Below are 26,638 nucleotides of genomic sequence, written 5' to 3' on the forward strand. Positions count from 1 at the left end.
AAGTTACAAATGATAATTCATCGCATTGTCCGGGTGAGACCGGCTGCTGGCAAGCCACTCATGCCACCGGTTTCTGGCAAACCCTCGGGCCGGAGCGCTATACCCGCGCCAGCACCGGCAGGTCGCCGGCCAGGCCGAGGGCGCGGCGGACGAACAGGGCCTTGGCGTCCGGCAGCTCGTCGACCCAGTTCAGGCCGCTGTTGCGCAGCCAGCGGATCGGCAGCGGATCGGCCTGGAACAGCCGCTCGAAGCCCTCCATCGCCGCCATCATCGCCAGGTTGTGCGGCATGCGCCGGCGCTCGTAGCGGCTCAGCACGCGCACATCGTTCGGCTGTTCGCCGCGCTCCAGCGCGTGCAGCAGCACCTCGGCCAGCACCGCGGCGTCGAGGAAGCCGAGGTTGACGCCCTGGCCGGCCAGCGGGTGGATGCTGTGGGCGGCGTCGCCGATCAGCGCCAGGCCGCTTTCCACGTAGCGCTTGGCGTGGCGCTGGCGCAGCGGGATGCACAGCCGGGGATCGGCCGCGACGACCGGCCCCAGGCTCCACTCGAAGGCCTTGCCCAACTCGTGGCGGAAGGCCGCGTCGTCCAGCGCCATCAGGCGCTCGGCCTGCTCCGGCACGGTGGACCAGACGATCGAGCACCAGTGCGCGTCGCCCTGGCGGTCGAGCGGCAGGAAAGCCAGCGGGCCGTCGTCGGTGAAGCGCTGCCAGGCGGTGGCCTGGTGCGGCCGCTCGCAGCGCACGCTGGTAACGATGGCGTGGTGCAGGTAGTCCCACTCGCGGGTGGCGCAGCCGGCCAGGCGGCGCACCGCCGAGTTGGCGCCGTCGGCGGCCACCAGCAGCGGCGCGCGCAGCTCGCGGCCGTCGGCCAGGGTCAGCAGCCAGCCGTCGCCGGAGCGGCGCAGCTGCTCCAGGCGCGCGCTGCCGAGCAGGCCGATGCCGCTGTCGTGCAGGCGATCGAGCAGGGCGTCCTGCACCACCCGGTTCTCGACGATATGGCCGAGCACCTCGGCATGCACGCTGGCGGCGGAGAAATGCACGCTGCCGGTGCCGGAACCGTCCCACACGCGCATGTCGCGGTAGGGCGAGGCGCGCCGGGCGGCGATGCCGTCCCACACACCCAGGCGTTCGAGGATGCGCTGGCTGGCCGCGGACAGGGCACTGACCCGCGGCTCGAAGGCGCCTTCGGCCTCGAAGGGACGCACGCTGAGCGGCCCGCCATCGACCACCAGAATCTCCAGGCCGCTGTGCTCCAGGGCCAGGGCCAGTGCGCTGCCGACCATGCCGGCGCCAACGATGATCAGGTCCGCTTGCATGTCGCTTCCTTATGCCGCTTGCCGCGCACGCGGCTTCAGGCGCACGTACAGGGTCTTGTGTGCGGTAGCCACCAGGGTACCTTCGCCGTCGCGAATCTCCACGTGCAGCTCGGGCAGGTACTTGTCTCCGCTGGCGGTCTTGTCGCGGATTTCCGCCAGGAGTGCGTCGTCGATGCGGAAGTCGGCGAACACCGGGCCCTTGCCCGGGCTGACGAAGTCGATGCTGGCGGCCTTGTCCCAGACGATATAGTCGTCGCCCAACAGGGGCATCAGCAGCAGCATGTAGAAGGGGTCGATCATGCTGTACAGCGAGCCGCCGAACTGGGTGCCGACGAAGTTGCGGTTGTACCAGCGCAAGGCCATCTTCACCCGCGCCTCGCGGCAGTCGGCGGAAATGCGCTGCACGCGGATGCCCGCGCCCAGGTAGGGCGGATACAGGTTCAGGCCAAGCCGCAGCAGGCGCGCGCGGCGCGCCAGTTTACGATCAGTCATCGGTCTTTCTCATAGGGTGCGGGTGCCCAGGCCCATGGCCTGGCGGGCGAACCAGCGCTTGGCCGGCGGCAACAGGTCGAGGCCTAGCAGGCCCAGGGTGCGTCCGGCCACCAGCAGCGACTCGCCACGGCCGAACAGGCGCGTGACGCGATCGGAGAAGCCCACGGTCAGGGCCTGGTCCTGGCGCTGGCGCTCCAGGTAGCGCTGCAGCGTCGCGAATTCGCCGACGCCATCCTCGCTCTCCAGCAGCGTGTCGGCGAGCGCCTGGGCGTCGCGCAGGGACAGGTTGAAGCCCTGCCCCGCTACCGGGTGCAGGCTGTGGGCGGCGTTGCCGAGCACCACCAGGTGCGGGCGCACCTGCTCGGTGGCCTCGACCAGCGCCAGCGGATAGACGTGGCGGGCGCCGACCTGGCGCAGCGCGCCGAGGCGGTAGCCGAAGACCTGCTGCAGCTCGCCGAGGAACGCGCGCTCGGGCAGACGCTGCAGACGCTCGGCGTCCACCGGCGGGCGGGTCCACACCAGCGCGGAGCGATCGTCCGCCAGCGGCAGCAGGGCCAGCGGCCCCTGCTCGGTGAAGCGCTCGAAGGCCTGGCCGCCGTGGGCGTCGGCCGTGCTGACGTTGGCGATCAGCGCGCACTGGTCGTATGGGGTGTGGCGCACGGCGATGCCGAGCTGTTCGCGCAGGCCCGAACGGCCGCCATCGGCCAGCACGGCGAGGTCGCAGTCCAGGCTGGAGTCGTCGTCGAGGAACAGGCGGTAGCCGTCGTCCAGCGCCTCCATGCGGGTCACTTCCGCCGGGCAGCGCCACTCGACCACGCCGGGATCGAGGGCGCGCCACAGGCAGTGGCCCATCCAGGCGTTCTCCAGCACGTAGCCGAGGGCCGGCACGCCTTCGTCCTCGGCGGACAGGCGGGTGGCGCCGAAGCGGCCCTGGTCGGAGACCTGGATACGGGTGATCGCCTCGGCCCGCTCGGCCAGCGCCGGCCACAGGCCGAGGCGCTCGAATATCTGCCGGCTGCCGTAGGACAGGGCGCTGGAACGGGCGTCGTAGCTCGGCTGCCAGGCGTCGCCCGGGGCGAACGGCTCGACCAGCACGATGCGCCAGCCGCGCGCCCTGGCCCCGGCCTGCAGCGCCAGGGCCAGGCTGGCGCCGACCAGGCCGCCGCCGACGATGACGAGCTGCGCGCGGGCCATCAGGCGGCCTGGTGCGCGGCGGCCATCAGCGCCTCGATCTCGGCGACCGTCTTGGGCACGCCGCCGGTGATCACTTCGCAGCCGGTCCGGGTCACCACCACGTCGTCCTCGATGCGCACGCCGATGCCGCGCCACTTCTTCGCCACCTTGTCGTTGTCGGTGGCGATGTAGATGCCCGGCTCCACGGTCATGCTCATGCCCGGTTCGAGCACTCGCCATTCGCCGCCGACCTTGTAGTCGCCGACATCGTGTACGTCCATGCCCAGCCAGTGGCCGGCGCGGTGCATGTAGAAGGGCTTGTAGGCTTCGCTCGCGATCAGCTGCTCGACGTCACCCTCGAGCAGGCCGAGCTCCACCAGGCCGGCGGTGATCACTCGCACCGTGGCTTCATGGGCCTCGTTCCAGTGCTTGCCGGGGGCGATGTACTTGAACGCCTCCTCGTTGGCCTTGAGCACCAGCTCGTAGATGGCCTTCTGCTCGGGCGAGAAGGTGCCGGAAACCGGGAAGGTGCGGGTGATGTCGCTGGCGTAGCAATCGATCTCGCAGCCGGCGTCGATCAGCACCAGGTCGCCGTCGCGCAGCGGCGCGTCGTTCTCGCGGTAGTGCAGGATGCAGGCGTTCTTGCCGGCGGCGACGATGGAGCCGTAGGCCGGCATCTTCGCCCCGCCCTTGCGGAACTCGTAGTCCAGCTCGGCTTCCAGGTGGTATTCGTGGAGGCCGGGGCGGCTCGCCTGCATGGCCCGCACGTGGGCGCGCGAGCTGATCTCGGCGGCGGCCTTCATCACCTTCACCTCGGCCGCGCTCTTGTACAGGCGCATGTCGTGCAGCAGATGGTTGAGCGCGACGAACTCGTTGGGCGGCGTCGCGCCGAGGCGCGCCTTGGAGCGGATCACGTTGACCCACTCCATCAACCGGTGATCGAACTCCTGGTTGGTGCCGATCGCGTAGTAGACCCGCTCGCGGCCCTCGATCAGGCCCGGCAGGATGTCGTCGATGTCGCCGATGGGGAAGGCGTCGTCGGCGCCGTACTGGGCCACGGCGCCATCCTGGCCGGCGCGCAGGCCGTCCCACAGCTCGCGCTCGGGGTCGCGCTCGCGGCAGAACAGCACGTACTCGCCGTGCTCGCGGCCGGGAATCAGGGCCATCACCGCCTCCGGCTCGGGGAAGCCGGTGAGGTACTGGAAATCGCTGTCCTGGCGGTAGACGTGCTCGACGTCGCGGTTGCGGATGTACACCGGCGCCGCCGGCAGGATGGCGATGCTGTTGGGTTCCATCTGCTCCATCAGCGCCTTGCGCCGACGGGCGTATTCCGACCTGGGGATGCTGACCATGGCTCGACCTTAATGCAGGGAAGGTTTGGGCGCGGGCGCTTCGGCCTTGCCGCACTCGGTGAACAGCAGCAGCGGGGCGACGCGCAGGTATTCCATCACTTCCATATAGTCGCTCTCGCCGTCCTCGGATTCCTCCAGCGCGCTCTGGATCTGGGCGATGGCGGAGAGGTCTTGGAGCACTTCCATGGCCTCGGCGCTCAGCGCGGCGTTGCCGAGGATCATGCCGAAGCCGTCGAGGAAGCCCTGGCACCACTGGCCCAGAGCCTTGGCGCGCTCGGCCAGCGGCTCGTCGTCGCCGGGCAGCAGCAGGACCAGGGTGATGTCGTTGCCGGCGAGTTCGCCCTTGACCATCTCCTGCAGGCCGACCAGGGCCTGGCGCACGTTGTCGGCCGGCTCGGCGCCGAGCAGCTCGCTGGCGTCCTGCAGCCAGGCGTCGGCCTCGAAGCCGGCGCCGGCGCAGCTGCGGCCCAGCAGCAGGCCGTGCAGTTCGGCGGGGGAAACGGCTTTGCCGGAACTCGCCAGCAGGGCGGCGAAGGCGGCGTAGGGGGAATTCGAAGTGGGCATGGCAACCAGGCGCTGAACCGCGCGATCTCTAGAATGAAGGTTTCGTATCGTAGGGCCTGCGCGCTGTGGTTTCCACCGCATCGTTGCCGCACGCCGCTTGCCGCCCCCTCCCCGCGATCCTTTATAGTGCCGGGATCACGGCCCAGGTATGGAGACGATGGAAAACCCCGAACTGCAAGCCCTCACGGGCAAGCTGGAGCTGCTGATCCAGCGTGTTGAGCAGCTGAAGACGCAGAATCGCTCCCTGCTCGCCGCGGAGAAGAGCTGGCGCGAAGAGCGCGCTCATCTGGTCGAAAAGAACGAATTGGCCCGGCAGAAGGTCGAAGCGATGATTTCGCGCCTGAAAGCTCTGGAGCAGGACTCATGACCCAGTCGAAAACCGTAACCGTGCATATCCTCGACAAGGAATACTGCATCGCCTGCCCGGCGGACGAACGCGCCAACCTGGAGAGCGCCGCGCGCTATCTCGACGGCAAGATGCGCGAGATCCGCTCCGGCGGCAAAGTCATCGGCGCCGACCGCATCGCGGTCATGGCCGCGCTGAACATCACCCACGACCTGCTGCACAAGCAGCAGCGCCTGGATCAGGAGGCCAGCGCCGCCCGCGAGCAGGTGCGCGACCTGCTCGGCCGCGTCGACTCCGCCCTCGCCGCCGATCCGGATGGCCACGCGCTCTGATCGCAGCGCGCCCGAATGGGGTATACTCGCCCCCGAGCTCCCTGGTGTGTTGGCCAGTCGGTGATGTCCCTGAGCCGATACGCACAACCACGGGGGTTGCCAGCGGGGCCGGTGTGCATGTCCGCCTGACGGAAAGCCTTAACGCCTCCTGCAATCTCCACCTTGAACTTTCGGGTTCAAGGGCTAACCCGACAGCGGCACGACCGGGGAGTCCCGAATTCCATGATCCTGGCTGGTGACCTTTCACGCGCGGCGCTACGCCGCCAGCTCCGCCAGGCTCGCCGCAACCTCCCACCCCTGCAACAACGACGCGCCGCCCGCGGCCTCTATCGCCAGCTGGCGCAGCATCCGCTGTTCCGCCGCGCCCGCCACATCGCCCTGTACCTGCCCAACGACGGCGAGATCGACCCGCGCCCGCTGCTGCGCGCAGCGCAGCGCCGTGGCAAGGCCACCTACCTGCCCGTGCTCGGCCCCTGGCCACGTACCCACATGCACTTCCAGCGGGTGCAGCCGGGCGAGGCGCTGGTGCGCAACCGCTTCCGCATCGAGGAGCCGGCCATCCGGCGGGCGCGCCAGCGCAAGGCCTGGGCGCTGGACCTGATCCTGCTGCCACTGGTGGGCTTCGACGCGTACGGCGGACGACTGGGGATGGGCGGAGGCTTCTACGACCGCAGCCTGGCTTACCTGCAGAGGCGCAAAAAATGGCACAAACCGACGCTTCTGGGCGTTGCGCACGAGTGTCAGCGGGTGGACAGGCTGGCCTTGGCCAGTTGGGACGTCAGGCTCGGTGCGGTGGTGACCGATCTGCGGTGGTACGGCTGAGAGGCGGTGAAGGCGCCGCGTTCCCTGCGGCGATGCGGGCTGTGGATCAGGGCTGTTGCTCGGTGGCCGGCGGGTTACCCTGACGGTCCCACAGACCCTGGGTGTAACCTGTGGTTACCATGCCCAGGCCGAACAGGATGACCAGTACCCACAACAGATCCGGTTTGCGTTTCATCGAGTTGCCTCCCCCTGTAGGCGTGTTGCTGCTCGTTACCGGCGGCGGTCGTTGTGTTGTTGGCCGCGACGAGGGCGCCTAGCCTGCACCTCGAAGCGAATCCGATCAAGGCGCGATCCACACATTCTTTTCGGCCGTCCGGCAGTCGACCGCGGGCCCGGCGACGGCGCCCGCGAAAGGACCGGCACACAGGAGCAAAGTTCATGCCTTACTGGCTGATGAAATCGGAACCCGACGAGCTGTCCATCCACCACCTGCAGAAGCTCGGCCGAGCCCGCTGGGACGGAGTGCGCAACTACCAGGCGCGCAACTTCATGCGCAGCATGCAGGCGGGCGAGCTGTTCTTCTTCTATCACTCCAGCTGCCCCGAGCCAGGCATCGCCGGGATCGCCCGCATCGCCGGGCCGGTCTACCCGGACCCCACCGCGCTGGACCCGGGCAGCCACTACCATGACCCCAAGGCCAGCGCCGAGAAGAATCCCTGGAGCGCGCTGGACGTGGAGTTCGTCGAGGCCTTCCCCCAGGTGCTGCCGCTGGCGCGCCTGCGCGACAACCCCGCCCTGGCCGAACTGGCCCTGGTGCAACGCGGCAGCCGCCTGTCGGTGATGCCGGTGAGCGACGCCCAGTGGCAGGCCATCCTCGCCATGCGTTGAGTCGCCATCGGCGCTGTGCTATCACCATGACATAGCCTGCGGAGCCGACCATGCGCGTGAGTCCCGTCTGGCCGGCGCGCCTGGCGCTGGTCCTCGTATTCCTGGCGCTGAACATGGCCAGCATCATGCTCTGGCGCCAACTGGAACAGGCCCAGCAGGCACGCGTGAACGAAAGGGTGGACTACGAGGCACGCACCCTCGCGCGCCGTCTGGAAGCCACCCTGCATACCGAGGTGGAAAGCCTCGGCCGCATCGCCCGCCTGTGGAACAGCCTGGGGCGCCTGCCACGGGAGAGCTGGGAACAGGAGGCGGAGCTGGCGCTGGCCGACTTCCCCGCCTACCAGTCGGTCCAGTGGACCGGCGCCGACCTGCGGATACGCTGGCTGCTGCCCCTGCTCGGCAACGAGGCGGCGGTCAATTTCCGCCTGACCCCGGACCACCCCAACTACCCGCTGGCGATGCAGGCCAGGCAGACCGGCGAACAGCGCTTCTCCAACAGCTTCCCGCTGGTCCAGGGCGGCCTCGGCTTCATCCTCTACACCCCGCTGTACCTGCAGGACGGCACGGGCAAGCGCGAGTTCGACGGCTTCCTGCAGGGCGTGTTCCGCGTCGAGCCGCTGATGGACGAGCTGCTGGCCCAGCTCGACCGGGGCAGCTTCAGCGTGCGGCTGCTGGAGAACCAGCGCAGCCTGTACAGCTACGAGCACCCCGACACCCAGTTGCAGATGGCCCGCGAGGTGGGCCTGCACCTGCTCAACAACGGCTCCTTCAGCCTACAGCTGAGTCCCACCGCGAGCCTGCTGCAGAGCCTGGACACGCCGCTGCCGGAGGTGGTCCTGGGCGCCGGCCTGGCCATCAGCCTGCTGCTGGTCGCCGCCCTGGCGCTGGCGCTGGAGAACATGCGCCGCGCCAGCGCCATGCAGATGGCCAACCGCCGCCTGCACGAGGAAGCCGCGCGCCGCGAGGAGACCGAGCGCCGCCTGCGCGACAGCCGCGAGCGCCTGCAACTGGTGCTCGACCTGACCGACTCCAGCCACGACAGCCTGTTCATCTTCGATACCCGCAGCCGCGAGCTGCTGCACATGAACCGCGCCACCCACGCCGGCCTGGGCTACCCCGCCGAGCAGTTCGCCCGGCTCCTGCGCGACGACCCCGAGCGCCTGCTGCCGGGCTTCCACGACTGGCTGGAGGAGGTGCGCGCGGCGCGCCAGGACAACCAGTCGCGCATCTTCCGGCGCGAGCTGTACCGCCAGGACGGCAGCCGCCAGCCGGCGGAGATCAACACCCAGCTGGTGCAGCAGGGCGAGCGCGAATACCTGATCGCCGTGTCCCGCGACAACAGCGAGCGCCTGGAACTGGAGGCCCGCCTGCAACGCCTGTCGCACCTGGACGGCCTGACCGGCCTGTACAACCGGCGCTTCTTCGACCAGCAGCTACAGGGCGAATGGCGCCGCCTGCGCCGGATCGACGCGCCGCTGGCGCTGCTGATGCTGGATATCGACCACTTCAAGGCGTTCAACGACAGCCTCGGCCACCTGGCCGGCGACGATGCCCTGCGCCAGGTGGGCGAGGTCCTGCAGAACAGCCTGCAACGCGAGGGCGATGTCGCCTGCCGCTACGGCGGCGAAGAATTCGCCATCATCCTCGCCAACACCGGCCTGGAAGGCGGCGAGCATGTGGCCGCACGGGTCCATGCGCTGATCGCCGCGCTGGCCATCACCCATCCAGCGAGCCCCGAGGGGCGGCTGACCCTGAGCATCGGCCTGGCCGTGGCCGAGCCGATAACCGAGGAGCACCCGGGCGCGCTGGTGGCGCGCAGCGACCAGGCGCTGTACCGTGCCAAGCACGACGGGCGCAACCGTACCTGCGTCTGGAACGCCACTTTCGCCACCCACGGCAGGCCATCCGCTTGACCTGAGTCACGTTGCCGCAACCACGACCGGCAGAGAATGGAAGCCTGCTAACCATCCCCTCGACGGGGCTCGCAGAAGGGAAGCCGAGATGAACAAAACGCAACGTCCCCTGCCCTACCTGATCGCCGCCGGCCTGGCCCTGCTGGTCGCCGCGGCCTGGTGGCAACTTCGCCCGCAAGGGCTGGGCGAGGACTTCGCCAGCGGCAACGGACGGATCGAGGCCACCGAGGTGGATGTCGCCACCAAGCTGGCCGGGCGCATCGCCGCCATCGAGGTCGACGAAGGCGACTTCGTCCAGCCCGGGCAGGTCCTCGCGCAGATGGACACCCAGGTGCTGGAGGCCCAGCTGGCCCAGGCCAGGGCGCAACTGAAGCAGGCCGAGAACGGCCGCATCACCGCCACCAGCCAGATCAGCCTGCGCGAGAGCGAGAAGCTCACCGCCGAGGCCGTGGTGCGCCAGCGCCAGGCCGAGCTGGACGCGGCCCGCAAGCGCCACGCCCGCAGCGTCACCCTGGTCAAGCGCAACGCCATGGCCCAGCAGCAGCTGGACGACGACCTGGCCCGCCTGCAGAGCGCCGAGGCGGCGCTGGCCGCGGCCCGCGCCCAGGTCAGCTCCGCCGCCGCCGGCATCGCCGCCGCCCAGTCCCAGGCGATCGAGGCGGAGTCCGCCGTGGAGGCCGCCCGCGCCAGCGTCGATCGCCTGCAGGCGGACCTCGACGACAGCCGGCTCAAGGCGCCGCGCGCCGGCCGCGTGCAGTACCGCGTCGCCCAGCCCGGCGAAGTGCTCGGCGCTGGTGGCAAGGTGCTCAACCTGGTCGACCTCACCGACGTCTACATGACCTTCTTCCTGCCCGAGCGCCAGGCCGGCCTGGTGGCGCTCGACAGCGAGGTGCGCCTGGTGATCGACGCCGCGCCGCAGTACGTGATTCCGGCCAAGGTCAGCTACGTCGCCAGCGTCGCCCAGTTCACCCCGAAGACGGTGGAGACGGCCAGCGAGCGCGAGAAGCTGATGTTCCGGGTCAAGGCGCGCATCGACCCCGGGTTGCTGCAGAAGCACCTGCAGCAGGTGAAGATCGGCGTGCCGGGCATGGCCTACCTGCGTCTCGACCCTGAGGCCGAATGGCCCGAGCACCTGACGATCAAGGTCCCGCAATGAACGAGGTGGTCGCCCGGCTCGCCGGCGTCGGCCTCGACTACGGCCAGACCAAGGCGCTCGAACGGATCGACCTGGAGCTGCCGGCGCGACGCATGGTCGGGCTGATCGGCCCGGACGGGGTCGGCAAGTCCAGCCTGCTGGCGCTGGTCGCCGGCGCCCGGCAGATCCAGCACGGCACGGTCGAGGTGCTCGGCGGCAACATGGCCAGCCGTCGCCACCGCCGCGAGGTCTGCCCGCACATCGCCTACATGCCCCAGGGCCTGGGCAGGAACCTCTATCCGACCCTGTCGGTGTTCGAGAACCTCGACTTCTTCGGCCGCCTGTTCGGCCAGGGCGCCGCCGAGCGCGAGCGGCGCATCGACGACCTGCTGCGCAGCACCGGCATGGCGGCGTTCCGCGAGCGGCCGGCGGGCAAGCTGTCCGGCGGCATGAAGCAGAAGCTCGGCCTGTGCTGCGCGCTGATCCACGACCCCGACCTGCTGATCCTCGACGAGCCCACCACCGGCGTCGACCCGCTGTCGCGCAACCAGTTCTGGGACCTGATCGGCCGCATCCGTAGCCAGCGCCCGCAGATGAGCGTGCTGGTGGCCACCGCCTACATGGAGGAAGCGGAGCGCTTCGACCACCTGGTGGCGATGGACGCCGGCCGTGTGCTGGCCACCGGCAGCCCGGCCGAGCTGCGCCAGCGCACCGGCTGCGACAGCCTGGAGCAGGCCTTCATCGCCCTGCTGCCGGAGGAGCGCCGGCGCGGCCACCGCGAGGTGGTGATCCCGCCGCTGCACGACAGCAGCGAGATCGCCATCGAGGCCCGCGACCTGACCATGCGCTTCGGCGACTTCGTGGCGGTGGAGCGGGTGTCGTTCCGCATCCGCCGCGGCGAGATCTTCGGCTTCCTCGGCTCCAACGGCTGCGGCAAGAGCACCACCATGAAGATGCTCACCGGCCTGCTGCCGGCCAGCGAGGGCGAGGCGCTGCTGTTCGGCCAGGCGGTGGACCCGAAGGACATGGCCACTCGCAAGCGGGTCGGCTACATGTCCCAGGCGTTTTCCCTGTACGGCGAGCTGACGGTGCGACAGAACCTGGTGCTGCACGCCCAGCTGTTCCACGTGCCGGCCGCCGACATCGAGCCGCGGGTGGCGCAGATGGCCGCGCGCTTCGACCTCGGCGCGGTCATGGACATGCTCCCCGAGCGCCTGCCGCTGGGCATCCGCCAACGCCTGTCGCTGGCCGTGGCGGTGATCCACCAGCCGGAAATCCTGATCCTCGACGAACCCACCTCGGGGGTCGATCCGGTGGCGCGCGACGGCTTCTGGCAGCTGATGCTCGACCTGTCGCGCAACGACGGGGTGACCATCTTCATCTCCACCCACTTCATGAACGAGGCGCAGCGCTGCGACCGCATCTCGCTGATGCACGCCGGCAAGGTGCTGGACAGCGACACGCCCCAGGGGCTGATGGACAAGCGCGGGCTGGACAGCCTGGAAGCCACCTTCATCGCCTACCTGCAGGAGGCGGTCGGCGAGCAGCCGGTCAGCGAGGCGCCGCCGCTGGAACAGGCGCCGCCGCCGCAACGCCAGCGCTTCAGTCCGCGCCGGCTGCTGAGCTATGCCCGGCGCGAGTCGCTGGAGCTGCGCCGCGACCCGATCCGCGGCGGCATGGCCCTGCTCGGCACGGTGCTGCTGCTGTTCATCATCGGCTACGGCATCAGCCTGGACGTGGAGGACCTGACCTTCGCCGTGCTCGACCGCGACCGCACCACCACCAGCCAGGAGTATCACCTGAACCTGTCCGGCTCGCGCTACTTCCTGGAGAAGCCGCCGCTCACCGACTACACCGACCTGGAGCGACGCCTGCGCAACGGCGACATCAGCCTGGCGGTGGAGATACCGCCGCACTTCGGCCGCGACCTCAAGCGCGGCGCCAGCCCGCAGATCGGCATGTGGATCGACGGCGCCATGCCGACCCGCGCCGAGACCATCAAGGGCTACGTCACCGGCCTGCACCAGCACTACCTGGCCGAACTGGCGCGGCGCTCGCCGCAGCCCCAGGCGGCCGGCGCCGCCGAGCTGGAAGTGCGCTACCGCTACAACCCGGACGTGGAGAGCCTCAAGGCCATGGTGCCGGCGGTGATCCCGCTGCTGCTGATGCTGATTCCCGCGATGCTCACCGCCCTCGGCGTGGTGCGCGAGAAGGAGCTGGGCTCGATCACCAACCTCTACGTCACCCCGGTGACGCGGCTGGAGTTCCTCCTCGGCAAGCAGCTGCCCTACATCGCCCTGGGCCTGTTCAACTGCGCCCTGCTGGTGCTGCTGGCGATCACCGTGTTCGACGTGCCGCTCAAGGGCAGCAGGCTGACCCTCGGCCTCGGCGCCCTGCTCTACGTCGCCTGCGCCACGGGCCTGGGCCTGCTCATGTCGACCTTCACCAAGAGCCAGATCGCCGCCGTGTTCGGCACCGCCATCGCCACCCTGCTGCCGGCCGTGCAGTTCTCCGGGCTGATCTACCCGGTGGCCTCGCTGGAAGGCTTCGGCGCGCTGATCGGCCAGGTCTACCCGACCTCGCAGTTCCTGGTGATCAGCCGCGGCATCTTCTCCAAGGCCCTCGAACTGCAGGACCTGGCCGGCTACTTCCTCGCCCTGGCGCTGACCGTGCCGCTGCTGACCCTGCTCAGCGCCAGCCTGCTGCGCAAACAGGAGGTGTGATGGAACGCCTGGCCAATATCCTCCACCTCGGCGTCAAGGAACTGCGCAGCCTGCAGCACGACCTGGCGCTGGTGGTGCTGATCCTCTGGGCCTTCAGCCTGGGCGTATATTCCTCCGCCACCAGCATGCCGGAGAGCCTGCACAACGCCGCCATCGCGGTGGTCGACGAGGACCAGTCGCAGCTCTCCGAGCGCCTGGTCCAGGCCTTCCAGGCGCCCTACTTCCGGCCCCCGGAACGCATCGACCTGAGCCAGATGGACCGCGGCATGGACTCCGGCCGCTACACCTTCACCCTCAACATCCCGCCGGACTTCCAGCGCGACGTGCTGGCCGGGCGCAGCCCGGCGATCCAGCTCAACGTCGACGCCACCCAGGTGAGCATGGCCTTCACCGGCGCCGGCTACATCCAGAGCATCGGCGCCAGCGAGGTGGCCGAGTTCGTCCGCCGCTACCGGGGCGAGCTGCAGCAGCCGGCGGAGCTGGCGGTGCGGGTCGCCTTCAACCCCAATCTGACGCGCGCCTGGTTCGGCTCGGTGATGGAGGTAATCAACCAGATCACCATGCTGTCGATCATCCTCACCGGCGCGGCGCTGATCCGCGAGCGCGAGCACGGCACGGTGGAGCACCTGCTGGTGATGCCGGTGACACCGCTGGAGATCATGCTGGCCAAGGTCTGGTCGATGGGCCTGGTGGTGCTGGTGGCGGCGGCGCTGTCGCTGCTGCTGGTGGTGCAGGGCTGGCTGCAGGTGCCGATCGAGGGTTCGCTGGCGCTGTTCCTGGCGGGCGCGGCGCTGCACCTGTTCGCCACCACCTCGATGGGCATCTTCTTCGGCACGGTGGCGCGCTCGATGCCGCAGCTGGGCCTGCTGATCATCCTGGTGCTGCTGCCGCTGCAGATCCTCTCCGGCGGCACCACGCCGCGCGAGAGCATGCCGGAGCTGGTGCAGCAGATCATGCTGGCGGCGCCGACCACCCACTTCGTCGCGCTGGCCCAGGCCATCCTCTACCGCGGCGCGGGGCTGTCCATCGTCTGGCCGCAGCTGCTGGCCATCGCCGGCATCGGCGCGCTGTTCTTCACCGCGGCCCTGCTGCGCTTCCGCAAGACCCTGGCGCAGATGGCCTGAAGGCAGCAGCAAGCTACAAGCCTCAAGCTGCAAGAGAGCACCCGCTTCTACTTGTGGCTTGTAGCTTAAAGCTTGCAGCTATTGAACGATGAGGTTGTTGAACAGCAGGTCTTCGACGATCGGCTTGCCTTCTTCCTGGGTCAGCACTTCCTGCACCTGCTTGAGGGCGTCCTGGCGCAGCTTCTCCTTGGCCGCCTCGTCGGCCATGCTGGCCTCGGTCTGCTGGGAGAACAGCATCACCAGCTGGTTGCGGATCAGCGGCTCGTGGTGCTCGACCCGCTCCTCGGCCTCGCTGCCGGTCACCCGCAGGGCGATGTCGGCCTTGTAGAACTTGAGCTTGGGCCCGGCGCCGAAATTGCCCACCAGGGCCGGCACCAGGTTGTAGTAGGCGACCTTGGGCGCGGCGTTCTCCTCGCCGCCGCCGCTGTTGGCCAGGGCGGCGCAGGGCAGGATCAGGGCCAGCAGCAACGCGATGCAGTTTTTCACGGACGACTCCTCGAAGGCGGATGCCGCCTAGCATAGCCATAGCCGCCCCCGCGCCCAAGCCCGGTGCTTATGGGGCGCCATCAGATGCGGCCATGCTCGTTGACCCTCGCGACCCGCCGCCTACACTGCCGGACAGTCACGAACCCGAGGAAAGTGCGATGAAAGCCCTGCTCTGCAAAGCCTTCGGCCCGGCCTCCAGCCTGGTCCTGGAAGACCTGCCCAGCCCCGAACCCAAGAAGAACGAGGTGCTGATCGAAGTGCACGCCGCCGGGGTCAACTTCCCCGATACCCTGATCATCGAGGGCAAGTACCAGTTCAAGCCGCCGTTCCCGTTCGCCCCGGGTGGCGAGGCCGCCGGCGTGGTCAAGGCGGTCGGCGAGAAGATCACCCACCTCAAGCCGGGCGACCGGGTCATGGCGCTGACCGGCTGGGGCGGCTTCGCCGAGGAAGTGGCGGTACCCGCCTACAACGTGCTGCCCGTGCCGAAGAGCATGGAGCTGACCAGCGCCGCCGCCTTCGGCATGACCTACGGCACCTCGATGCACGCGCTGAAGCAGCGCGCCAACCTGCAGCCGGGCGAGACCCTGCTGGTGCTCGGCGCCTCCGGTGGCGTCGGCCTGGCGGCGGTGGAGATCGGCAAGGCCATGGGCGCCAAGGTGATCGCCGCGGCGAGCACCGCCGAGAAGCTGGAAGTGGCGCGCAACGCCGGCGCCGACCACCTGATCAACTACAGCGAGCAGAGCCTCAAGGAAGAAGTGAAGAAACTCACCGGCGGCCAAGGCGTGGACGTGATCTACGACCCGGTCGGGGGCGATCTTTTCGAGGAGGCCTTCCGCTCCATCGCCTGGAACGGCCGCTTCCTGGTGGTCGGCTTCGCCGCCGGCGGCGGCATCCCGGCCCTGCCGGCCAACCTGCCGCTGCTCAAGGGCGCGGCGCTGATCGGCGTGTTCTGGGGCTCCTTCGCCCAGCGCCAGCCGCAGGACAACGCAGCCAATTTCGAGCAGCTGTTCGCCTGGCACGCCGAGGGCAAGCTCAAGCCGCTGGTGTCCCAGACCTTCCCGCTGGCGCGCGGCGGCGAAGCCATCGACGCCCTGGGCCAGCGCAAGGCCGTGGGCAAGGTGGTCGTGCTCGTCCGCTGAAGCACTGCGCCGCCCTGTGCGGCGCATCCGCGATTCACTGCTAGACTCCTCCACCAGCGCGGGCACGGATGCCTGCCCCGGAGCCGGATGGCGCCGGCCCGACGCCACCTCGCAAAGGCCCCAAGGCCTTTCCCGTCGATCCGCATACAGGGACGAACATATGCAGCATGCCGCTCTCGGCGCCCTCCTCGGCGCCTCCTTGCTTATCGCCAGCCAGGCCCAGGCCGAAACCGCGACCAACACCCCGCCCTTCGTTCGCAAGAACGCCAGCACCGCCGCGGCCCTGCCCGACCTGATGGCGCTGCAGACCGCCCTGCAGAAGATGCGCGCCCTGGGCTGCGCCGACCCGCGCAGCTGGTACTACCAGGGCGCCACCCACGCCATTCCGCCGACCATCCCCGATGGCGACAACCCGCTCTGCCCTTCCTATACCAACATCGGCCAGCTCAAGTGGGGGTGGAACACCTGCACCCACCAGGACGGCTCGGAGATCCACTTCCTGCTCTGGCACCGCCTGTACATCCAGCATTTCGAGGCCATGGTGCGCCAGCTCTCCGGCAAGCGCGACTTCGCCCTGCCCTACTGGGACTACACCAACAGCGCCTATCGGGTGATGCCCGAGCCCATCCGCCGGCCCGACTCAAGTCTGTTCAGCGCCGAACGCCTGCCCAGCCTGAACGCCGGCCAGCCGATCCAGAACACACCCATCGCCAACATGGACAAGCTGCTGGACGTGACCAGCCTGTTCCAGAGCCGGGTCTTCAGCGTCTTCAGCAACCAGATCGACCGCGCCCCGCACGGCGCGATGCACAATTACATCGGCGGCGTCTCCAACGACCTGACCATGTGGAACTCGATCTACCGCGACAAGGCCCACGCCGGCCTGATGGGCGAGGTGCCCTCGGCCGGATTCGACCCGGTGTTCTGGCTGCACCACGCCAACATCGACTACCTGTGGCAGAAGTGGGAACGCTCGCCGAACGGGCGACGCCCCTCGCTGGCCGAGCTGCAGGCCGTGCCCTGGCCCTACCAGTTCTTCGACGCCAACGGCCAGCGCGTCGAATACAGCGTCGCGCAGGCCTACCAGGCCGCCTTCAGCCCCAACTACGTCTACGATCAGCTCGGCAGCCCGGTGGCCGCGCTCGGCAGCAGCGCGAGCGAAGAGCTGCTGCAGGCCAATGAACGCCAGCAGCCGCAGCGCCTCTGGCAGTCCGCCCCGCGCCAGGCCCTGCAAGGCCTGAGCCTCGACCTGGCGCCCCCGCCCCAGACCAGCAAGTCCGCGCCCAAGGTGCTGACGAGCGACGCCTCGGCACTGGTCCTGCAGATGGTCGTGTCCTTCACCGAGGAGCCCGACGGCGCCTACGAGGTGCTGATCACCGACAGCCAGGGCGGCGAACGGCTGGCCGGCTATCTGACCTTCTTCGGCGCCGCGCACCACGCCAGCAGCCATGGCGGCGCGGAGCTTTCACACGCCGATCACGCGGCCGAACCGGCACGGCTGAAGTCGTCGTTCCTGTTCGACGTGACCGACGAGCTACCGGCCGACGGGCAGTACGGCCTGCGGGTGAAGAGCCAGGGCGATCGCAGCGACGAGATCCGCATCGACGACATCAGCCTGCTGCGCTACTGAGGCAACCTGCCGGGCCGCCCTGGGGCGGCCCGGTCAGGAGCGGGGCGCGTAGGCGAACACGTCAGCGCGCATCTGGTGGGCGTCCATGCCGGCGTCCACCAGGGCGTCCAGGGTGCCGTAGACCATTCCCGGCGAGCCGCTGGCGTAGACGTGCAGGGACTTGAGGTCGGCGAAGTCCTGGCACACCGCCTCGTGCAGCATGCCGCAGCGGCTGTCGCCGGTGCAGGCGTCGCTGACCACCCGGTGCAGGTGCAGGCCGGGCTGGTTTTCCCAGGCGCGCCAGTGGTCCAAATGGTAGAAGTCTTCCGGTTGGCGCACGCCCCAGTACAGGTGCAGCGGATGGGTGAAGCCGGTGGCCCGGCAGTGCTCGATCAGGCTGTGCATCTGCGCCATGCCGGTGCCGGCGGCGAGCAGCACCAGCGGCCCTTCCGGCAGCTCGGCCAGGTGGGTGTCGCCGAACGGCATCTGCACCCGCGCCAGGCGCGTGCGGCGCAGTTGTTCCACCAGTTGGCGTGGGGCGTCCTCGCGCGTCAGGATATGCAGCTCCAGATCGCGCCCCTCGTGCGGCGCCGAAGCCAGGGAGAAGGCCGCCCACTCGCCGTCGTCGCGCTGCAGCAGCAGGTACTGCCCGGCGTGGTAGCGCGGCGGCTTGCCGGCCGGCGCGCGCAGGCGCACGCGGCAGACGTCGCCGCCCAGATCGGCTAGGTCGAGCACCTGGCAGCCGAAGGTGCGCACCGGCAACTCACCGGGGGCGAGCACGCCGTCCCAGTGCAGCACGCAGTCCTCCAGCGGCTCGGCCAGGCAGGTGAACAGCTCGCCGTGGTCCAGTTCGGCGCCGTCCTGGCGCACCCGGCCTTCCACCAGCAATGCCGCGCAGATGTGGCAGTTGCCGTTGCGGCAGCTCTGCGGGCACTCGTAGCCCAGGCGCCGCGCGGCGTCGAGGATGCGCTCGCCGCCGTGTACGTCGAGCACGGCGCCGGAGGGCTGCAGGGTGACCTTCATGCCACGGCCCCCGTTAGAGCGACTAGGCGGCACTCCGTCTTGGCCGCGATGCCTCTGCGCTGTTCCGTTCGCGGCCAAGGCCGCTCCCACAGGCGCTTCATCAGTCGATCCCCAGTTGCGCCCACAGCTCGTCGACTCGTGCGACCACGGCCGGGTCCTTCTCGATCACCCTGCCCCACTCGCGGCTGGTCTCGCCCGGCCACTTATGGGTGGCGTCCAGGCCCATCTTCGAGCCCAGGCCGGACACCGGCGAGGCGAAGTCGAGGTAGTCGATCGGCGTGTTGTCGATCATCACCGTATCGCGCTTGGGGTCCATGCGCGTGGTGATGGCCCAGATCACGTCGCTCCAGTCGCGCGCGTTCACATCGTCGTCGGTGACGATGACGAACTTGGTGTACATGAACTGGCGCAGGAAGCTCCACACGCCGAGCATCACCCGCTTGGCGTGGCCCGGGTACTGCTTCTTCATGGTCACCACCGCCATGCGGTAGGAGCAGCCTTCCGGCGGCAGATAGAAGTCGGTGATCTCCGGGAACTGCTTCTGCAGGATCGGCACGAACACCTCGTTCAGCGCCACGCCGAGGATCGCCGGTTCATCCGGCGGGCGGCCGGTGTAGGTGCTGTGGTAGATCGGATCGCGGCGGCGGGTGATGCGCTCGACAGTGAACACCGGGAAGGTGTCGACCTCGTTGTAGTAGCCGGTATGGTCGCCGTAGGGGCCTTCCGGCGCGGTCTCGCCCGGATGGATCACGCCTTCGAGGACGATCTCGGCGCTGGCCGGCACCTGCAGGTCCGAGCCGATGGCCTTGATCAGTTCGGTGCGGTGGCCGCGCAAGAGCCCTGCAAAGGCGTATTCGGAGAGGGTGTCCGGCACCGGCGTCACGGCGCCGAGGATGGTGGCCGGGTCGGCGCCCAGGGCCACGCACACCGGGTAGGGCTTGTCCGGGTGCTTCTGGCACCACTCGCGGTAGTCCAGCGCGCCGCCGCGGTGGCTGAGCCAGCGCATGATCACCTTGTTGCGGCCGATCACCTGCTGGCGGTAGATGCCGAGGTTCTGCCGCTCCTTGTTAGGGCCTTTGGTGATGGTCAGGCCCCAGGTGATCAGCGGCGCCACGTCGCCCGGCCAGCAGTGCTGGATCGGCAGCTTGCCGAGGTCGACGGCCTCGCCCTCCTCGATCACCTCGTGGCACGGCGCATCCTTGAGCACCTTGGGCGCCATGCTGATGACCTTCTTGTAGATCGGCAGCTTGCTCCAGGCGTCCTTGAGACCCTTGGGCGGCTCGGGCTCCTTGAGGAAGGCCAGCAGCTTGCCGATCTCGCGCAGCTCGCCCACATCCTCTGCCCCCATGCCCAGCGCCACGCGCTTGGGCGTGCCGAACAGGTTGCCGAGCACCGGCACGTCGAAGCCCGTGGGCTTCTCGAACAGCAGCGCCGGGCCGCCCTTGCGCAGGGTGCGGTCGCAGATTTCGGTCATTTCCAGCACCGGCGATACCGGCGCCTGGATGCGCTTGAGTTCGCCGCGCTTTTCCAGCTCGCGGATGAAGTCGCGCAGGTCGCGATACTGCATGCTTGGGCCTCACAGGTCGGGGCGCAAAGTTTAGCGCCGAACTGGGTTATTCAGAAGGCTGCGCACATGCAAAGGCCGGGTTTCCCCGGCCTCGCGTGCAACGATTCGTGCCTACTTGCGCTTCATCGACAAGAAGAATTCCTCGTTGGTCTTGGTGTCCTTCAGCTTGTCGGTGAGGAACTCGATGGCGGCGATCTCGTCCATCGGGTGCAGCAGCTTGCGCAGGATCCACATGCGCTGCAGCTCTTCCTCGCCGGTCAGCAACTCCTCGCGGCGGGTGCCGGACTTGTTGATGTTGATGGCCGGGAACACGCGCTTCTCGGCGATGCGGCGGTCCAGCGGCAGCTCCATGTTGCCGGTGCCCTTGAATTCCTCGTAGATCACCTCGTCCATCTTCGAGCCGGTCTCGACCAGCGCGGTGGCGATGATGGTCAGCGAGCCGCCTTCCTCGATGTTACGGGCGGCGCCGAAGAAGCGCTTGGGCTTCTCCAGGGCATGGGCGTCGACACCACCGGTGAGGACCTTGCCGGAGCTCGGGATCACGGTGTTGTAGGCACGCGCCAGGCGGGTGATGGAGTCGAGCAGGATGACCACGTCCTTCTTGTGCTCGACCAGGCGCTTGGCCTTCTCGATCACCATCTCGGCAACCTGCACGTGGCGGGTCGGCGGCTCGTCGAAGGTCGAGGCGACCACTTCGCCGCGCACGGTGCGCTGCATCTCGGTCACTTCTTCCGGGCGCTCGTCGATCAGCAGGACGATCAGGTAGCACTCGGGGTTGTTGCGGGTGATGTTGGCCGCGATGTTCTGCAGCATGATGGTCTTGCCCGCCTTCGGCGGGGCGACGATCAGGCCGCGCTGGCCCTTGCCGATCGGTGCACAGAGGTCGATCACGCGGCCAGTGAGGTCTTCCTTGGAGCCGTTGCCGGCCTCCATGGTCAGGCGCTTGGTCGGGAACAGGGGCGTCAGGTTCTCGAACAGGATCTTGTTCTTGGCGTTTTCCGGACGGTCGAAGTTGATGGTGTCGACCTTGAGCAGGGCGAAGTAGCGCTCGCCCTCTTTCGGCGGGCGGATCTTGCCGATGATGGTGTCGCCGGTACGCAGGTTGAAGCGGCGGATCTGGCTGGGCGAGACGTAGATGTCGTCCGGGCCGGCCAGGTAGGAGGAGTCCGCGGAGCGCAGGAAGCCGAAGCCGTCCTGGAGAATCTCCAGCACGCCGTCGCCGGAGATCTCTTCGCCGCTTTTCGCGTGCTTCTTGAGCAGGGCGAAGATGATGTCCTGCTTGCGCGAACGGGCCATGTTTTCCAGACCAGCCTGGTCGGCCATGTCCAGCAGTTCGGCAATCGGCTTTTGCTTGAGTTCGGTCAGATTCATAGGAATGACGTAGATAGATGAGAGAAGGAAGGAAAGCCTGTGGCTTTGCTGGCCGCGCCGCGAGAGGGCGACTGGATCGCTCGATATTATCGGGAGGAGTGCATCGGCGACGGCTTGGAGGGCGGCGGGGAACCCGGCGCAGGCCCGAATGTAACACCGCGTTTATCGTGGCGTCCAGCCTGCGTCCAAAGAAAAAGCCCCGCAATGTGCGGGGCTTCTGCTACAGCGGCGAACGCCTCAGATATTGGCGTCGAGGAAGGCGGCCAGCTGCGACTTGGACAGGGCGCCGACCTTGGTGGCCTCGACGTTGCCGTTCTTGAACAGCATCAGGGTCGGGATGCCGCGCACGCCGTACTTCGGCGGGGTTTCCTGGTTCTCGTCGATGTTCAGCTTGCAGATCTTCAGCTTGCCGGCGTAGGTCTGGGCGATCTCGTCCAGGACCGGGGCGATCATCTTGCACGGGCCGCACCATTCGGCCCAGTAGTCGACCAGGACCGGACCTTCGGCCTTGATCACATCGTCTTCGAAGCTGGTGTCGCTGACGTTGGTGATGAATTCGCTCATGCACAGTCTCCGTGGTCGGAAGCGGAAAAATTGGCGGCCATGATAGCCCGCCTCGCCCCGAGTCGAAAGCCGCAGGCCATTGAGCCTGGCTATCGATCCCAGGGTAAAAGCTGATGAAAGAATACGGCATCGAGGCCTCGGGCGGTTAACATGCGAACCATTGGAGCGCCTGCCTGGTCGTGGCAGGATGCCAGCGTTTCCTCAAGGAATCCCTCATGCCCAACACCTCCAAGCAGTACCCCCTGATTGCAGCCATCGACCTGGGCTCCAACAGTTTCCACATGGTGCTGGCCAAGGCCGATCATGGCGAGATCCGCATCCTCGAGCGGCTCGGCGAGAAGGTGCAGCTGGCCGCCGGCCTCAACGAGGAGCGCCAGCTCAGCGAGGAAGCCATGCAGCGCGGCCTCGATTGCCTGCGCCGCTTCGGCCAGTTGATCCAGCACCTGCCCCAGGGCGCCGTGCGCATCGTCGGCACCAACGCTCTGCGCGAGGCACGCAACCGCGCCGAGTTCATCCGCCGCGCCGACGAGCTGCTCGGCCATCAGGTGGAAGTGATTTCCGGGCGCGAGGAAGCGCGCCTGATCTATCTCGGCGTGTCGCACACCATCGCCGACACTCCCGGCAAGCGCCTGGTGGTGGACATCGGCGGCGGCAGCACCGAATTCATCGTCGGCCAGCGCTTCGAGCCGCTGTTGCGCGAGAGCCTGCAGACGGGCTGCGTCAGCTACACCCAGCGCTACTTCAAGGACGGCAAGATCACCCCGGCGCGCTATGCACAGGCCTACACCGCCGCGCGCCTGGAACTGATGAGCATCGAGCAGGGCCTGCATCGCCTGGGCTGGCAGGAAGCGGTGGGCGCGTCCGGCACCATCCGCGCCATCGGCCTGGCGATCAAGGCCGGCGAACTGGGCAACGGCGAGATCAATCCCGAGGGCCTGGCCTGGCTCAAGCGCAAGGTGTTCAAGCTGGGCGAGGCCGACAAGCTGGAGATCGACGGCATCAAGCCCGATCGCCGGCAGATCTTCCCGGCCGGCCTGGCCATCGCCGAGGCCGTGTTCGATGCCCTCGAACTGCAGCGCATCGATCATTCGGAAGGCGCGTTGCGCGAAGGCGTGCTCTACGACCTGCTCGGCCGCCACCACCACGAGGACGTGCGCGAACGCACCCTGGGCGCGCTGATGGAGCGCTACCACGTCGACCTGCAGCAGGCGGCGCGGGTCGAGGCCAAGGCCCTGCAGGCGCTGGGCAAGGTCGCCGACACCTGGCAGCTGGACGAGGACTGGCACAGCGACCTGCTGCAATGGGGCGCGCGGGTGCACGAGATCGGCCTGGACATCGCCCACTACCAGTACCACAAGCACGGCGCCTACCTGATCGAGCACTCCGACCTGGCCGGCTTCTCCCGGCGCGACCAGCTGATGCTGGCGCTGCTGGTCCGCGGCCACCGCCGCAACATCCCCAAGGACCGCTTCGCCGAGTTCGGCGAGGACGGCGTGCAGCTGCTGCGCCTGTGCGTGCTGCTGCGCTTCGCCATCCTCTTCCATCACATCCGCGGCACCCAGGACATGCCGAAGGTGCAGCTCAAGGCCGGCCCGCAGAGCCTCGACCTGACCTTCCCCGGCGGCTGGCTGGAAGCCAACCCGCTGACCCAGGCTGACTTCGAGCAGGAAGCCGAGTGGCTGACCCGCATCGGCTTCGCGCTGACGGTGCGCTGACGGGCCAAGAGCCCGCAATCCCGGATTCATCCGGGCTACACGCCGAGCGGAGGGTGCGCCGCGCGCACCGCAGCGACATACGACACAACGAAAAAGGGAGGCCGAAGCCTCCCTTTTTCATTGCGGCGACGCGCCTCAGAACAGGACGCGGCTGCGGATGGTGCCGGTGACGTGCTGCAGCTTCTCCAGCGCCAGGTCGGAGTACTCGGCGTCGACGTCGATCACCACGTAGCCGACCTTGTCGTTGGTCTGCAGGAACTGGCCGGAGATGTTGATGCCGTTTTCGGCGAACACCGTGTTGATCTCGCTCATCACGCCCGGCACGTTCTGGTGGATGTGCAGCAGGCGGTGCTTGCCCGGGTGTGCCGGCAGGGCGACTTCCGGGAAGTTGACGGAGGAGACGGAAGTGCCGTTGTCGCTGTACTTGACCAGCTTCTCGGCCACTTCCAGGCCGATGTTGGCCTGGGCCTCGGCGGTGGAGCCGCCGATGTGCGGGGTCAGGATCACGCGGTCCAGGCCACGCAGCGGGCTCTCGAACTCTTCGTCGTTGGACTTCGGCTCGACCGGGAACACGTCGATGGCGGCGCCGATCAGGTGCTCGTCCTTGATCGCCTGGGCCAGGTGGTCCAGTTCGACCACGGTGCCACGCGCGGCGTTGATCAGGATGCCGCCCTTTTTCATGGCGCGGATTTCCTTCTCGCCGATCATCCACTGGGTGGACGGCAGCTCGGGCACATGCAGCGACACGATGTCGCACAGGCCCAGCAGATCGTACAGGTTGCCGATCTGGGTGGCGTTGCCCAGCGGCAGCTTGGTCACCGTGTCGTAGAAGAACACCTGCATGCCCAGGGCCTCGGCCAGCACCGAGAGCTGGGTGCCGATGGAGCCGTAGCCGATGATGCCGAGCTTCTTGCCGCGGATCTCGAAGGAGTTGGCCGCCGACTTGATCCAGCCACCACGGTGGCAGGAGGCGTTCTTCTCCGGGATACCGCGCAGCAGCAGGATGGCCTGGGCCAGCACCAGCTCGGCCACCGAGCGGGTGTTGGAATAGGGTGCGTTGAACACGGCGATGCCGCGCTCGCGGGCCGCGTCCAGGTTGACCTGGTTGGTGCCGATGCAGAAGCAGCCGACGGCGACCAGCTTCTTGGCGCAGTCGAAGACTTCCTCGGTCAGCTGGGTGCGCGAGCGGATGCCGATGAAGTGAGCATCGGCGATCTTGGCCTTCAGCTCGTCGCCGGACAGGGCGCCCTTGAGGTACTCGATGTTGGTGTAGCCAGCGGCCTTCAGGGTGTCGACGGCGTTCTGGTGCACGCCTTCCAGCAGAAGGAACTTGATCTTGCCCTTGTCGAGAGAGGTCTTGCTCATCGGAGTACCTGTTGTCCCACAAAAAGTGTCAGGGAAATCGGCCGCGGCCGACCCCGCGGATCGGCTCGGGGGCACGATTGGCGGGGTGCGTATGCTAGCATACGGACCCCGCGAAACGCCCACCCCTGACCGATGAAGCGTTCTCAGGGTGACCATGAACAGCTTGAGAGTTCCCAGATGACCAATCCCGCCCTGATCGACGAGCTGAAGACCCTGGTAGAGGCCGGCAAGGTGCTGACCGACGCCGACTCCCTCAACGCCTATGGCAAGGATTGGACCAAGCATTTCGCCCCGGCGCCCAGCGCCATCGTCTTCCCCAAGACCGTCGAGCAGGTGCAGGCCATCGTGCGCTGGGCCAACCAGCACAAGGTCGCCCTGGTGCCCTCGGGCGGCCGCACCGGCCTGTCCGCCGCCGCCGTCGCGGCCAACGGCGAGGTGGTGGTGGCGTTCGACTACATGAACCAGGTCCTCGCCTTCAACGAGTACGACCGCACCGTGGTCTGCCAGCCGGGCGTGGTGACCAAGCAGCTGCAGCTGTTCGCCGAGGAGAAGGGCCTGTACTACCCGGTGGACTTCGCCTCCTCCGGCTCCAGCCAGCTGGGCGGCAACATCGGCACCAACGCCGGCGGCATCAAGGTGATCCGCTACGGCATGACGCGCAACTGGGTGGCCGGCCTCAAGGTGGTGACCGGCACCGGCGAGCTGCTGGAGCTGAACCGCGACCTGATCAAGAACGCCACCGGCTACGACATGCGCCAGCTGTTCATCGGCGCCGAAGGCACCCTGGGCTTCGTGGTGGAAGCGACCATGCGCCTGGAGCGCGCGCCGAAGAACCTCACCGCGATGGTCCTCGGCACCCCGGACTTCGACTCGATCATGCCGGTGCTGCACGCCTTCCAGAACAAGCTCGACCTGACCGCCTTCGAGTTCTTCTCCGACAAGGCCCTGGCCAAGATCATGGCCCGAGGCGACGTGCCGCCGGCCTTCGAGACCGACTGCCCGTTCTACGCCCTGCTGGAGTTCGAGGCCACCACCGAGGAAGTCGCCGAGCAGGCCCTGGCCACCTTCGAGCACTGCGTCGAGCAGGGCTGGGTGGTCGATGGCGTGATGAGCCAGAGCCAGCAGCAGCTGGAGAACCTGTGGAAGCTGCGCGAGTACATCTCCGAGACCATCAGCCACTGGACGCCGTACAAGAACGACATCTCGGTCACCGTCGGCCAGGTGCCGGCCTTCCTCCACGACATCGACCGCATCGTCGAGGCCAACTACCCGGACTTCGAGGTGGTGTGGTTCGGCCATATCGGCGACGGCAACCTGCACCTGAACATCCTCAAGCCGGACAACCTGTCCAAGGACGAGTTCTTCGCCAAGTGCGCGGTGGTCAACCAGTGGGTGTTCGAGACCGTGCAGAAGTACAACGGCTCGATCAGCGCCGAACACGGCGTGGGCATGACCAAGCGCGACTACCTGCACTACAGCCGCTCGGAGGCGGAGATCGGCTACATGAAGGCGATCAAGGCCGTGTTCGATCCGAATGGCATCATGAACCCGGGCAAGATCTTCCCGGTTTGAAGCCTCGACTCCCCTCTCCCCTCGGGAGAGGGGCCGGGGGTGAGGGCGCCATAGGCGGCTCGGAGCGATTTGGAACACCCTCACCCCAACCCTCTCCCAAGGGGAGAG

The 26,638-nt window shown here is 68.1% G+C and carries 24 protein-coding genes and 1 other RNA gene; 13 read left to right on the forward strand and 12 right to left on the reverse strand.

What is annotated here, in order from left to right; translation table 11 throughout:
• Positions 1-97: 97 nt before the first annotated feature.
• Genes N7640_RS02340 through N7640_RS02360 form a run of 5 tightly spaced genes read right to left on the reverse strand, consistent with a single transcriptional unit; the run spans position 98 to position 4,896 of the window.
• Positions 98-1,315 carry a 2-octaprenyl-3-methyl-6-methoxy-1,4-benzoquinol hydroxylase gene (locus N7640_RS02340; RefSeq protein WP_279901582.1) on the reverse strand — a complete coding sequence of 406 codons (1,218 nt, stop codon included), beginning with the start codon at positions 1,313-1,315 and terminating at the stop codon, positions 98-100.
• 9 nt (positions 1,316-1,324) lie between these two features.
• Positions 1,325-1,807 carry a DUF4442 domain-containing protein gene (locus N7640_RS02345; RefSeq protein WP_279901581.1) on the reverse strand — a complete coding sequence of 161 codons (483 nt, stop codon included), beginning with the start codon at positions 1,805-1,807 and terminating at the stop codon, positions 1,325-1,327.
• A 9-nt stretch (positions 1,808-1,816) separates the two neighbouring features.
• Positions 1,817-3,001: a 2-octaprenyl-6-methoxyphenyl hydroxylase gene (ubiH, locus tag N7640_RS02350; protein WP_279901580.1), complete on the reverse strand. Its 1,185-nt coding sequence runs from the start codon at positions 2,999-3,001 to the stop codon at positions 1,817-1,819.
• Positions 3,001-4,332: a Xaa-Pro aminopeptidase gene (gene pepP / locus N7640_RS02355; RefSeq protein WP_220811345.1), complete on the reverse strand. Its 1,332-nt coding sequence runs from the start codon at positions 4,330-4,332 to the stop codon at positions 3,001-3,003. Before pepP ends, ubiH begins: the two co-directional genes overlap by 1 nt.
• A gap of 9 nt (positions 4,333-4,341) precedes the next feature.
• Entirely contained in the window at positions 4,342-4,896 is a 555-nt protein-coding gene (locus tag N7640_RS02360; protein WP_279901579.1) for a YecA family protein, read from the reverse strand.
• A gap of 157 nt (positions 4,897-5,053) precedes the next feature.
• Between N7640_RS02360 and N7640_RS02365 the strand changes: the two genes are divergently transcribed.
• The 4 genes from N7640_RS02365 (at position 5,054) to N7640_RS02380 (ending at position 6,396) form a co-directional block, all read left to right on the forward strand.
• A complete protein-coding gene (locus tag N7640_RS02365; RefSeq protein ID WP_220811343.1) occupies positions 5,054-5,263 on the forward strand; it encodes a TIGR02449 family protein in 210 nt (69 codons plus the stop codon).
• Entirely contained in the window at positions 5,260-5,574 is a 315-nt protein-coding gene (locus N7640_RS02370; protein ID WP_220811342.1) for a cell division protein ZapA, read from the forward strand. The genes N7640_RS02365 and N7640_RS02370 overlap by 4 nt, the downstream gene beginning before the upstream one ends.
• A gap of 35 nt (positions 5,575-5,609) precedes the next feature.
• A non-coding RNA gene (ssrS, locus tag N7640_RS02375) (6S RNA) lies at positions 5,610-5,788 on the forward strand.
• 8 nt (positions 5,789-5,796) lie between these two features.
• A complete protein-coding gene (locus tag N7640_RS02380) occupies positions 5,797-6,396 on the forward strand; it encodes a 5-formyltetrahydrofolate cyclo-ligase (protein ID WP_279901578.1) in 600 nt (199 codons plus the stop codon).
• A 46-nt stretch (positions 6,397-6,442) separates the two neighbouring features.
• Here the strand turns inward: N7640_RS02380 and N7640_RS02385 are convergent, their stop codons facing one another.
• Positions 6,443-6,571, reverse strand: coding sequence for a hypothetical protein (locus N7640_RS02385; protein WP_262880323.1), 129 nt, complete (start codon positions 6,569-6,571; stop codon positions 6,443-6,445).
• 203 nt (positions 6,572-6,774) lie between these two features.
• On the opposite strand from N7640_RS02385, the gene N7640_RS02390 reads away from it, so the two are divergent.
• The 5 genes from N7640_RS02390 (at position 6,775) to N7640_RS02410 (ending at position 14,119) form a co-directional block, all read left to right on the forward strand.
• On the forward strand, positions 6,775-7,224 hold the full coding sequence (locus N7640_RS02390; protein WP_220811340.1) for an EVE domain-containing protein: 450 nt from the start codon (positions 6,775-6,777) through the stop codon (positions 7,222-7,224).
• A gap of 50 nt (positions 7,225-7,274) precedes the next feature.
• On the forward strand, positions 7,275-9,137 hold the full coding sequence (locus N7640_RS02395) for a diguanylate cyclase (protein ID WP_279901577.1): 1,863 nt from the start codon (positions 7,275-7,277) through the stop codon (positions 9,135-9,137).
• Between the two features lie 88 nt (positions 9,138-9,225).
• Complete coding sequence (locus N7640_RS02400) at positions 9,226-10,293, forward strand: HlyD family efflux transporter periplasmic adaptor subunit (protein ID WP_279901576.1); 1,068 nt, start codon at positions 9,226-9,228, stop codon at positions 10,291-10,293.
• Positions 10,290-12,995: a ribosome-associated ATPase/putative transporter RbbA gene (gene rbbA, locus N7640_RS02405; RefSeq protein ID WP_279901575.1), complete on the forward strand. Its 2,706-nt coding sequence runs from the start codon at positions 10,290-10,292 to the stop codon at positions 12,993-12,995. The genes N7640_RS02400 and rbbA overlap by 4 nt, the downstream gene beginning before the upstream one ends.
• Positions 12,995-14,119, forward strand: coding sequence for an ABC transporter permease (locus N7640_RS02410; protein ID WP_220811336.1), 1,125 nt, complete (start codon positions 12,995-12,997; stop codon positions 14,117-14,119). Before rbbA ends, N7640_RS02410 begins: the two co-directional genes overlap by 1 nt.
• Positions 14,120-14,197: 78 nt before the next feature.
• Here N7640_RS02410 and N7640_RS02415 read toward each other — a convergent pair whose 3' ends face one another.
• Positions 14,198-14,605 carry a flagellar basal body-associated protein FliL gene (locus N7640_RS02415; RefSeq protein WP_279901574.1) on the reverse strand — a complete coding sequence of 136 codons (408 nt, stop codon included), beginning with the start codon at positions 14,603-14,605 and terminating at the stop codon, positions 14,198-14,200.
• A 158-nt stretch (positions 14,606-14,763) separates the two neighbouring features.
• Here N7640_RS02415 and N7640_RS02420 point away from each other — a divergent pair, with 158 nt between their 5' ends.
• A complete protein-coding gene (locus N7640_RS02420; RefSeq protein ID WP_220811334.1) occupies positions 14,764-15,744 on the forward strand; it encodes an NADPH:quinone oxidoreductase family protein in 981 nt (326 codons plus the stop codon).
• A 160-nt stretch (positions 15,745-15,904) separates the two neighbouring features.
• On the forward strand, positions 15,905-17,374 hold the full coding sequence (locus tag N7640_RS02425) for a tyrosinase family protein (RefSeq protein ID WP_279901573.1): 1,470 nt from the start codon (positions 15,905-15,907) through the stop codon (positions 17,372-17,374).
• 33 nt (positions 17,375-17,407) lie between these two features.
• Here N7640_RS02425 and N7640_RS02430 read toward each other — a convergent pair whose 3' ends face one another.
• The 4 genes from N7640_RS02430 to trxA form a co-directional block, all read right to left on the reverse strand.
• Positions 17,408-18,376, reverse strand: a complete 969-nt coding sequence (locus N7640_RS02430; protein WP_279901572.1) for a CDP-6-deoxy-delta-3,4-glucoseen reductase — start codon at positions 18,374-18,376, stop codon at positions 17,408-17,410.
• A 100-nt stretch (positions 18,377-18,476) separates the two neighbouring features.
• Positions 18,477-19,943, reverse strand: coding sequence for a 4-hydroxy-3-polyprenylbenzoate decarboxylase (gene ubiD / locus N7640_RS02435; protein ID WP_279901571.1), 1,467 nt, complete (start codon positions 19,941-19,943; stop codon positions 18,477-18,479).
• A 111-nt stretch (positions 19,944-20,054) separates the two neighbouring features.
• The gene (rho, locus tag N7640_RS02440; RefSeq protein WP_220811330.1) at positions 20,055-21,314 is read right to left on the reverse strand and encodes a transcription termination factor Rho; all 1,260 of its coding nucleotides are present in this window, start codon (positions 21,312-21,314) and stop codon (positions 20,055-20,057) included.
• 237 nt (positions 21,315-21,551) lie between these two features.
• On the reverse strand, positions 21,552-21,878 hold the full coding sequence (gene trxA, locus N7640_RS02445) for a thioredoxin TrxA (RefSeq protein ID WP_220811329.1): 327 nt from the start codon (positions 21,876-21,878) through the stop codon (positions 21,552-21,554).
• A 215-nt stretch (positions 21,879-22,093) separates the two neighbouring features.
• On the opposite strand from trxA, the gene ppx reads away from it, so the two are divergent.
• On the forward strand, positions 22,094-23,593 hold the full coding sequence (ppx, locus tag N7640_RS02450; RefSeq protein WP_279901570.1) for an exopolyphosphatase: 1,500 nt from the start codon (positions 22,094-22,096) through the stop codon (positions 23,591-23,593).
• Positions 23,594-23,728: 135 nt separating this feature from the next.
• Here ppx and serA read toward each other — a convergent pair whose 3' ends face one another.
• Complete coding sequence (gene serA / locus N7640_RS02455; protein WP_220811327.1) at positions 23,729-24,958, reverse strand: phosphoglycerate dehydrogenase; 1,230 nt, start codon at positions 24,956-24,958, stop codon at positions 23,729-23,731.
• A 177-nt stretch (positions 24,959-25,135) separates the two neighbouring features.
• On the opposite strand from serA, the gene N7640_RS02460 reads away from it, so the two are divergent.
• Positions 25,136-26,530: an FAD-binding oxidoreductase gene (locus tag N7640_RS02460; RefSeq protein ID WP_220811326.1), complete on the forward strand. Its 1,395-nt coding sequence runs from the start codon at positions 25,136-25,138 to the stop codon at positions 26,528-26,530.
• The last annotated feature ends 108 nt before the right edge of the window (positions 26,531-26,638 follow it).

It is taken from the genome of Pseudomonas sp. GD04015 (assembly GCF_029837675.1).
Lineage (GTDB): Bacteria > Pseudomonadota > Gammaproteobacteria > Pseudomonadales > Pseudomonadaceae > Aquipseudomonas > Aquipseudomonas paralcaligenes.

Coding starts and splice junctions, on each gene's coding strand:
- N7640_RS02385 (WP_262880323.1), bottom strand. CDS start 6,571: ATGAAACGCAAACCGGATCTGTTGTGGGTACTGGTCATCCTGTTCGGC.
- N7640_RS02365 (WP_220811343.1), top strand. CDS start 5,054: ATGGAAAACCCCGAACTGCAAGCCCTCACGGGCAAGCTGGAGCTGCTG.
- N7640_RS02400 (WP_279901576.1), top strand. CDS start 9,226: ATGAACAAAACGCAACGTCCCCTGCCCTACCTGATCGCCGCCGGCCTG.
- N7640_RS02460 (WP_220811326.1), top strand. CDS start 25,136: ATGACCAATCCCGCCCTGATCGACGAGCTGAAGACCCTGGTAGAGGCC.
- rbbA (WP_279901575.1), top strand. CDS start 10,290: ATGAACGAGGTGGTCGCCCGGCTCGCCGGCGTCGGCCTCGACTACGGC.
- N7640_RS02360 (WP_279901579.1), bottom strand. CDS start 4,896: ATGCCCACTTCGAATTCCCCCTACGCCGCCTTCGCCGCCCTGCTGGCG.
- N7640_RS02390 (WP_220811340.1), top strand. CDS start 6,775: ATGCCTTACTGGCTGATGAAATCGGAACCCGACGAGCTGTCCATCCAC.
- N7640_RS02425 (WP_279901573.1), top strand. CDS start 15,905: ATGCAGCATGCCGCTCTCGGCGCCCTCCTCGGCGCCTCCTTGCTTATC.
- N7640_RS02395 (WP_279901577.1), top strand. CDS start 7,275: ATGCGCGTGAGTCCCGTCTGGCCGGCGCGCCTGGCGCTGGTCCTCGTA.
- ubiD (WP_279901571.1), bottom strand. CDS start 19,943: ATGCAGTATCGCGACCTGCGCGACTTCATCCGCGAGCTGGAAAAGCGC.
- N7640_RS02430 (WP_279901572.1), bottom strand. CDS start 18,376: ATGAAGGTCACCCTGCAGCCCTCCGGCGCCGTGCTCGACGTACACGGC.
- N7640_RS02410 (WP_220811336.1), top strand. CDS start 12,995: ATGGAACGCCTGGCCAATATCCTCCACCTCGGCGTCAAGGAACTGCGC.
- pepP (WP_220811345.1), bottom strand. CDS start 4,332: ATGGTCAGCATCCCCAGGTCGGAATACGCCCGTCGGCGCAAGGCGCTG.
- N7640_RS02370 (WP_220811342.1), top strand. CDS start 5,260: ATGACCCAGTCGAAAACCGTAACCGTGCATATCCTCGACAAGGAATAC.
- N7640_RS02340 (WP_279901582.1), bottom strand. CDS start 1,315: ATGCAAGCGGACCTGATCATCGTTGGCGCCGGCATGGTCGGCAGCGCA.
- serA (WP_220811327.1), bottom strand. CDS start 24,958: ATGAGCAAGACCTCTCTCGACAAGGGCAAGATCAAGTTCCTTCTGCTG.
- ubiH (WP_279901580.1), bottom strand. CDS start 3,001: ATGGCCCGCGCGCAGCTCGTCATCGTCGGCGGCGGCCTGGTCGGCGCC.
- ppx (WP_279901570.1), top strand. CDS start 22,094: ATGCCCAACACCTCCAAGCAGTACCCCCTGATTGCAGCCATCGACCTG.
- trxA (WP_220811329.1), bottom strand. CDS start 21,878: ATGAGCGAATTCATCACCAACGTCAGCGACACCAGCTTCGAAGACGAT.
- N7640_RS02345 (WP_279901581.1), bottom strand. CDS start 1,807: ATGACTGATCGTAAACTGGCGCGCCGCGCGCGCCTGCTGCGGCTTGGC.
- N7640_RS02380 (WP_279901578.1), top strand. CDS start 5,797: ATGATCCTGGCTGGTGACCTTTCACGCGCGGCGCTACGCCGCCAGCTC.
- rho (WP_220811330.1), bottom strand. CDS start 21,314: ATGAATCTGACCGAACTCAAGCAAAAGCCGATTGCCGAACTGCTGGAC.
- N7640_RS02420 (WP_220811334.1), top strand. CDS start 14,764: ATGAAAGCCCTGCTCTGCAAAGCCTTCGGCCCGGCCTCCAGCCTGGTC.